This window comes from Megasphaera cerevisiae DSM 20462 (genome assembly GCF_001045675.1).
Classification (GTDB): Bacteria; Bacillota; Negativicutes; order Veillonellales; family Megasphaeraceae; genus Megasphaera; species Megasphaera cerevisiae.
Genome location: NZ_LEKT01000078.1, coordinates 1 through 8,584, shown reverse-complemented (window position 1 = coordinate 8,584; position 8,584 = coordinate 1). Strand labels below are relative to the sequence as shown.

The 8,584-nt window shown below is 37.0% G+C and carries 4 protein-coding genes, 1 pseudogene and 1 CRISPR repeat array; of the genes and pseudogenes, 4 read left to right on the top strand and 1 reads right to left on the bottom strand.

Going from position 1 to position 8,584, the window contains the following annotated elements; all coding sequences use genetic code 11:
* Nucleotides 1-286: 286 nt before the first annotated feature.
* The 4 genes and pseudogenes from AB840_RS14440 to AB840_RS14425 all read left to right on the top strand — a co-directional run bounded on the left by AB840_RS14440 (nt 287) and on the right by AB840_RS14425 (nt 3,197).
* Entirely contained in the window at nt 287-964 is a 678-nt protein-coding gene (locus AB840_RS14440; protein ID WP_200810012.1) for a PDDEXK nuclease domain-containing protein, read from the top strand.
* A 42-nt stretch (nt 965-1,006) separates the two neighbouring features.
* Nucleotides 1,007-1,249 (top strand): annotated as a pseudogene (locus AB840_RS14435) (transposase domain-containing protein); the annotation flags it as partial.
* A gap of 192 nt (nt 1,250-1,441) precedes the next feature.
* Entirely contained in the window at nt 1,442-1,882 is a 441-nt protein-coding gene (locus tag AB840_RS17665) for an ISL3 family transposase (RefSeq protein WP_048515543.1), read from the top strand.
* Complete coding sequence (locus AB840_RS14425; protein WP_201775886.1) at nt 1,830-3,197, top strand: ISL3 family transposase; 1,368 nt, start codon at nt 1,830-1,832, stop codon at nt 3,195-3,197. The genes AB840_RS17665 and AB840_RS14425 overlap by 53 nt, the downstream gene beginning before the upstream one ends.
* 73 nt (nt 3,198-3,270) lie before the next feature.
* Nucleotides 3,271-7,626: direct repeats of the CRISPR family, unit length 35 nt; unit sequence GTTTCCGTCCCCTTATGGGGATTAGTTTATTTTAC.
* 420 nt (nt 7,627-8,046) lie between these two features.
* On the opposite strand, the gene AB840_RS14420 is transcribed toward AB840_RS14425, so the two are convergent.
* The coding region (locus tag AB840_RS14420; RefSeq protein ID WP_048515542.1) for an IS256 family transposase at nt 8,047-8,584 on the bottom strand (538 nt) is incomplete at its 5' end.

Below are 8,584 nucleotides of genomic sequence, written 5' to 3'. Positions count from 1 at the left end.
ATGAATTTTCTGTGAAAAATACATCTAATGATTGCCCCCGATCTGTCGATAGACTTTCCCTTACTATCCAAGTTAGAAATTGTTTTTGCGTTGATTTAGATGAAATGAAAAAAGATATAGAACAGCAGGATAAATGGGAAAATTGATAAAAACGAAAGAAAAAATGGCGTAGTAGAGTAGTGCAATAGAATTTCTGATCTTTTCAGCCCAAGCAGAGGCGGACACCATAGAGAGGCGATATGAAGCAGGAATCGTTGGTTGACATAAAAGAGATGGAGTATACTGTTTGGATAAGCTGGATTCTATGGAGTGCCGTATCTGGTATACCCATAAAATAATAGAAAATGGCTGGAGCAGCAATGTGCTTGCACTGCAAATACAAAGCGGTCTCATGGAGCGTTCGGGAAGAAGTGGGAACAATTTTCCTGCAGCACTTCCGCCAGCGGATTCCGATATGATTAATCAGGTGTTTAAAGATCCATATCTGTTTGATTTCCTTGGTACGGATATACCTCGGCGAGAAGTTGAAATTGAGCGACAACTCACAGAACATATTCAGAGTTTTCTACTGGAGTTGGGGCAGGGGTTTGCTTTTGTAGGCAGACAGGTACATTTGGAAGTTGGTGGCGATGATTTTTATATTGACCTTCTGTTTTACCACCTGAAACTTCGATGCTATGTGATGATTGAACTGAAATCCTGCGATTTTGAGCCGGGATTTATCAGTCAATTGAATATGGACCAAAATGTAGTAAACGATGTTTTGCGTCATCCGGATGATCAACCGACTATCGGTCTGCTGTTGATAAAGGGTAAAAATAAAACCGCGGTAGAGTATTCTCTGGCCGGATATCAGAATCCTATCGGTGTGGCAGAGTGGAAAAACAAGATTGCAAAGGTACTTCCGGAGGAATTGCACAACAGTTTGCCGTCTATTGAGGAAATCGAAAAAGAACTGGAGTAATTGTGCCACAGTCTGTGGCACAATTAGAATCCAACTATGCAGAACAACACAGATAAGAATAACATTGCGGAAAACAGCATCCGACCATTTACCATCGGCCGTAAGAATTGGCTGTTTAGCGGTAGTCCGAAAGGGGCCAAAGCCAGTGCTGCAGTGTACAGCATCATCGAAACCTGTAAAGCCAACCAGCTCAATCCGGAAAACTACTTGCTGTACCTGTTCCAACATCTGCCGAATGAAACGAAATTTCCGGATAGAGACGTACTGGATAGGTACATACCATAGAATCCGGCGATCCGAACAGCTTGTGAAAAATAAAATAGATCAAAAACCATGTCTGGCATGTATGTTTAGGATAACAGAATGCCAGGCATTTTTTTATCCACTGTTTTATCGTGCGGTTCTTTCCGACTTTAGTTGATTTTATAATATTAAAGTAATAAAATATAATTACACTAGAGTTAGGAGGAGATGAATATGCATGATTTTGTAACAATGCTTGATAAAAATTTAATATATATTGCTCATAAAATAAAAGGGGATACGCTGATTATTCAAGTTGCTTCATCACGAACTATGGTCCAATGCCCATATTGTAAAATCTATTCAACGAAAGTACATTCTACATACCAAAGAGAATTTCAAGATTTACCAATTATGAATAAGAAAGTTATCATTCTTTTAAATAATCGGAAAATGTTTTGTATAAACCCTGAATGTAACCACAAAACGTTTGCTGAGAGATTTGATTTTTTGGCTGTTAAAGCCCGTAAAACAGAACGACTCATCGATAATATTTTAAAAGTATCTGCTAATGTGAGTTCTGTTACCGCTGCTTCTTTATTATCAGAGAGTACGGTAACAATTGGAAAAAGCAGCATTTGTAGGCTGCTTAAAAAAAACTCCTCAGATAAATAAAAAGGCTTTAGTTCATGCTTGCATAGATGATTTTGCATTCAAAAAACGATATACATATGGCACCATCTTGATTGATATGGATACACATCGAGTAGTCGACTTATTAAATTCCCGTGAGAAGGATGATGTTTCACAATGGTTAAGGCAATATCCTAATATTTCGGTTGTATCAAGAGATGGATCTGCTACCTATTCTGCCGCAATAACTCAGGCACATCCTAATGCAATACAAGTTAGTGATCGATTTCATCTTTTTAAAAATCTTTCAGAAGCAGTCGAAAAATATATGTACCGTCTATATCCGGCACGTTTAGAGATACCCGCAACCATGGCAACACAAAGTCCAGAAATGCAGGCATTGTTAAATACTAGAAATCGCCATGAAAGAATTATGTTTTCTAGGGCAAAATATGCAGACGGTTATACACAGTCTGAAATTGCCTTACTTTTACATTCATCCATTTCAACAATATCAAAATACTTAAAAATGGAAGAATGTGATATCCCCACTGCTATGAATTCTGCTCGAGAGAAACAGCATCTGATAGAAATGAAAAAAAAGCAAAGCAAAGTTGATCATGTCAAAGAACTATTTAAGCAAGGACGACCTGTCGAAGAAATCATGTGCATGACAGGACATACGTATCAGACTATCATGAAATATGTTTCTGGTAACTATTCACTCATAAATGGTCACTATGACAATCGCAGACCAGGAAAACTGCAAAAATATGAAGCAGAAGTAATAGAACTGCGGTCGAAAGGAATGACATATAAACAAATAACAGAAATAATTCGTAAGAAAGGATATACGGGAACCGTTGACGCGTTAAGAGTATTTATGCAAAAAGAACGAGAGCATCAGAAAAACCTACAGGGCTCAAAACCAAATACGTCATGTGAATATGTTGCCCGCAAGTGGATGGTTCAGCTTATCTATCGCAAAATTGAAGCAATTAAAGGAATAACAAATGAGCAATATGAAGTCATAATAAAAAAATATCCAACTTTAGGCAAGGTATATGAATTGCTTCGAGCTTTTCACGAACTTGTATTTTCTAAAAAAGTTGATTTATTAGATAGCTGGATGCTCCAAGCGGAAAAATTAGATATAGTTGAAATTAATTACTATGTATCTGGATTAAAAAATGATATCTCCGCTGTTAAAAATGCAATTATACTACAATTTAACAACGGTTTAGCTGAAGGGAGTGTCAATAAATTAAAGGTGATTAAAAGAATCATGTATGGTCGTTGTAGTTTCAAATTACTAAAATTTAAATTATTACGATTAGAATTGCAAAAAATCAACTAAAGTTGGAAAGAACCTATGTGACGCTTACGTTTATTTTACTTTTTCGGCGCAAATATAGGCATAAATATCAGCCGTTTCCGTCCCCTTATGGGGATTAGTTTATTTTACTAAATGATAAGTGCTATTAATGCAAATAAGCAGACTGTTTCCGTCCCCTTATGGGGATTAGTTTATTTTACGCAAACGCTGTCTGCATAGAAAAAGACTGGTAGATAGAGTTTCCGTCCCCTTATGGGGATTAGTTTATTTTACACCGACGCAATTAGGAAGTACATCAAGGAATGTGAGTTTCCGTCCCCTTATGGGGATTAGTTTATTTTACAACATTGCTGGCTTGAGTTGGACAACGACTAAGATAGTTTCCGTCCCCTTATGGGGATTAGTTTATTTTACTAAATGTAAATACTTTATATGTACAAAATAAAGCAAGTTTCCGTCCCCTTATGGGGATTAGTTTATTTTACGCGCAGCGAGCTGATCACGTCGTTGGTCCTTGCGGAGTTTCCGTCCCCTTATGGGGATTAGTTTATTTTACGATAAGTTCGGTAGCCTAACGAAAATAGGTTACGCGTTTCCGTCCCCTTATGGGGATTAGTTTATTTTACAGGCTGAGGTCTGGGATAAGTATGGTAACTTAACGTTTCCGTCCCCTTATGGGGATTAGTTTATTTTACAATTGGATCACGCTGATATCATAAATGCATGGGTAAAGTTTCCGTCCCCTTATGGGGATTAGTTTATTTTACGTTGGATTTGCCTAAATTTATGCAATCGTCAGATAAAGTTTCCGTCCCCTTATGGGGATTAGTTTATTTTACAAGGAAGATAAAATGGTATGAAAAAGGAGTCTGCGTTTCCGTCCCCTTATGGGGATTAGTTTATTTTACACCATGATAAAGTATAGCTTACGCCAGTTAAAGGGTCGTTTCCGTCCCCTTATGGGGATTAGTTTATTTTACTGACAGGCTGCAATGATTGCCCATATCCGGAATCGAGTTTCCGTCCCCTTATGGGGATTAGTTTATTTTACTACTGCTATAATAAGTCATAAGATAAAGGTAAGGCAAGTTTCCGTCCCCTTATGGGGATTAGTTTATTTTACTAAAATAGAGGAGGTGAAATAGCCAAATAAGGCCTGTTTCCGTCCCCTTATGGGGATTAGTTTATTTTACGACACTAAAAGTAACCATTGACATTTTATGCATAGTTTCCGTCCCCTTATGGGGATTAGTTTATTTTACCATCCTGCCCCAATGCTATGCCTTCGGTCGCATCGTTTCCGTCCCCTTATGGGGATTAGTTTATTTTACAAGATGTGAAAAATTCAGATGTATTAGACAATGAGTGTTTCCGTCCCCTTATGGGGATTAGTTTATTTTACATGAAAATAATGGTAATTACTTCTGTCTATACTCAGTTTCCGTCCCCTTATGGGGATTAGTTTATTTTACCCAAAATTTTTTGGCTTATGTATAATTTTTTGCGGTTTCCGTCCCCTTATGGGGATTAGTTTATTTTACCTGGATGGAAAGAAATGTTAGCTGGCAATGAAGTTGTTTCCGTCCCCTTATGGGGATTAGTTTATTTTACGATAAAGACAACAACACAGTCCAAATTTTAGATGAAAAGTTTCCGTCCCCTTATGGGGATTAGTTTATTTTACGTCACTGGGACTATAGCTTGAAAACTCAATTTGCAACAGTTTCCGTCCCCTTATGGGGATTAGTTTATTTTACACGATTTAAAATGACAAGAGAAGAATTTAACAAAGAAGTTTCCGTCCCCTTATGGGGATTAGTTTATTTTACCAAAATGGATTTTTGCATAATAGGAGGAATAAAAAGTTTCCGTCCCCTTATGGGGATTAGTTTATTTTACGCTAAGAAAGAAAAAGAATATTTCTTTGGGGTGATGTTTCCGTCCCCTTATGGGGATTAGTTTATTTTACTTGTAACCTAGTGGTGGTTACACTATATTTCCGGCTGTTTCCGTCCCCTTATGGGGATTAGTTTATTTTACCGTTTGGGTGAAACTGTTGATCGCTATGAAATTAGTTTCCGTCCCCTTATGGGGATTAGTTTATTTTACGTTATTTGTGGCTCTATTGTAAATCGCAGTAAGGTGTTTCCGTCCCCTTATGGGGATTAGTTTATTTTACAAATGGCAAAATTAAATAAGAAAGAAATTAAATGCAGTTTCCGTCCCCTTATGGGGATTAGTTTATTTTACGAAAAAAGAAATTAGATTTGGAAAAATTAATTACGGTTTCCGTCCCCTTATGGGGATTAGTTTATTTTACAACTACAGCGTGAGTGATAGCTACTTCATGGTAGATGTTTCCGTCCCCTTATGGGGATTAGTTTATTTTACAAATTGAAAATTTGAAAATGATAGAAAAAATTGAAAGTTTCCGTCCCCTTATGGGGATTAGTTTATTTTACCAATGAGTATGACATGTTCAGTGACGAAATATACGAGTTTCCGTCCCCTTATGGGGATTAGTTTATTTTACAAAAAGTTTTGACGGGAAGCAATTAAATAAAAAGCGTTTCCGTCCCCTTATGGGGATTAGTTTATTTTACAATGCTAGAATCTATAAATGTGAAACAACGCATAGAGTTTCCGTCCCCTTATGGGGATTAGTTTATTTTACTGGAGGAAAAATAATGAACGATTATTTTAATAAAAGTTTCCGTCCCCTTATGGGGATTAGTTTATTTTACGCCGAACCAACTTTATACATACAAGCATTATCAAAAGGTTTCCGTCCCCTTATGGGGATTAGTTTATTTTACAAGAATATGACAACATAATAAAAAAGGCTTTACGTTTCCGTCCCCTTATGGGGATTAGTTTATTTTACTAAATGTGAGTTTAAAATTATGGAATTGTAAAGAGTTTCCGTCCCCTTATGGGGATTAGTTTATTTTACAATGAATCATAAGTTAAAGATAGTTAATTTTAGAGGAGTTTCCGTCCCCTTATGGGGATTAGTTTATTTTACTATGAAAATACTAAAGATTAAAGACAAACTGATAAGTTTCCGTCCCCTTATGGGGATTAGTTTATTTTACGAGATGATTAAAATGCGGACAAATTTATTAAATTAGTTTCCGTCCCCTTATGGGGATTAGTTTATTTTACTACAGTATGAAGCACGTAGCAGCAATATGCTACGGTTTCCGTCCCCTTATGGGGATTAGTTTATTTTACACACATAATAAACGATGTATAATGTAATCAAGATAAAGAATATGCTACGGTTTCCGTCCCCTTATGGGGATTAGTTTATTTTACTATCAGAAATGGAAATGAAAGAAAAAATAAATAAAAGTTTCCGTCCCCTTATGGGGATTAGTTTATTTTACACTACTTAAAGGACTGCAATCATTTAACGGAAATTCGTTTCCGTCCCCTTATGGGGATTAGTTTATTTTACTAGAGGTGGCCTTCGCGGTAGAAACTGGCCACTACAGTTTCCGTCCCCTTATGGGGATTAGTTTATTTTACAGTGGTTTAAAGATAGGATAGATTCTTTCATGTTAGTTTCCGTCCCCTTATGGGGATTAGTTTATTTTACGGTTACAAAATATATTAATTAAAGTATTTGATTTGAAGTTTCCGTCCCCTTATGGGGATTAGTTTATTTTACGAAATAAATTTGTATGAAGATAATGGGTATGCATACGGTTTCCGTCCCCTTATGGGGATTAGTTTATTTTACCCGCATCCGTATTCACGAAAACAATAGTTTCGTGAGTTTCCGTCCCCTTATGGGGATTAGTTTATTTTACGATTACTAACAGCCATTGGTGTGTCCGGGTTGAGTTTCCGTCCCCTTATGGGGATTAGTTTATTTTACTTGTAACCAGTCCCTGTTAAAACCCTCTTTACCGGAAGAGTTTCCGTCCCCTTATGGGGATTAGTTTATTTTACGATTTTAACTGCCCGTTTGATATGGGTGAGTTGTTTCCGTCCCCTTATGGGGATTAGTTTATTTTACAAGAAGAAAAAGGCGGAAATAAAATTTCCAGAAGTTGTTTCCGTCCCCTTATGGGGATTAGTTTATTTTACTCGACGCAAAACATCTGTTATGAGGATTTGTATTTAGTTTCCGTCCCCTTATGGGGATTAGTTTATTTTACAATAATGATGCGGCGATTAGTAAGAAATGGGCTGTGTTTCCGTCCCCTTATGGGGATTAGTTTATTTTACAGGAAGAACAAAAGCAAAGCAGGAGGTTAAAATGAGTTTCCGTCCCCTTATGGGGATTAGTTTATTTTACTAAAACTACTTATGGTAAACAATGTGACTTTCTGAAAGTTTCCGTCCCCTTATGGGGATTAGTTTATTTTACTTTCATGGGGGATGTAATTATCCAAAATGCCATAAATGTTTCCGTCCCCTTATGGGGATTAGTTTATTTTACGCTGTCTTCTGGAACCTGCATTATGACTGGGGCTATTGATTGTTTTTCGGCGATGATAGATTTTGCATACAAAAATTTCTGAGATTATTATCAAAAACTGATGTGAACCGCATAACAGCCATTAGCGGCGATAATTTTACATTTCATATTGCCAATATAACACAATTTGCAAAGTTTCCTATTACAATCTTTCTCATTAATTTTACTATATTCTACTATTAAAAGATATAGCAAAACCAGTAAATTATTATTTTATAAAAATCATGACTCTCATCAGTAGTAACGACGAGAGTTCTATGGGTACATCCAATATACAAATCAAAATAACAAGGTTATCTACACTTGGTAAGGGGGCGCGGACAATTCACATTGCCCGACATCTGAATTTTCGGGATTGTCAAGTAAAGTGTGTAAATTACTTTAAATTGAAACCTGATATTTTCGTACCATGGTGCCAATCCGTTCGTCAATAACCAGCTGATTCATTACTATGGCCCAATTGCGAATGGAGTGGCCGCGCCATTTTTGATAAAGTTCCTTAATTCGTAAATAAAACACCTTAAAAACGGCTGTTTCATTGCTGAAAGCGCCCTGTTTTGTGACCTTGCGGAAACTTGAGTTGACGCTCTCTATGGCATTGGTCGTGTACATGACCCGACGCACATCGCTGCCATAATTAAAAAGCTGTTCCACGTGCCGAAAATTGTCTTTCCACACGCGGATGGCACCGGGATACTTGGCCCACACATCACAGAACCGTTCAAATTCAACCTGTGCTCCTTTCAGGTTGATTGCCCCATAGATTTTTCTCAGCTGTGCCGTAAAGGCTTTGTAATCCTTACTGGGCACGTATTTCAGAGAGTTGCGGATTAGATGTACCATACAGCGCTGCACCACAACATTCTTGAATATAGCTTTAGCACCATCTTCAAGACCACTGACACCGTCCATTGAAATA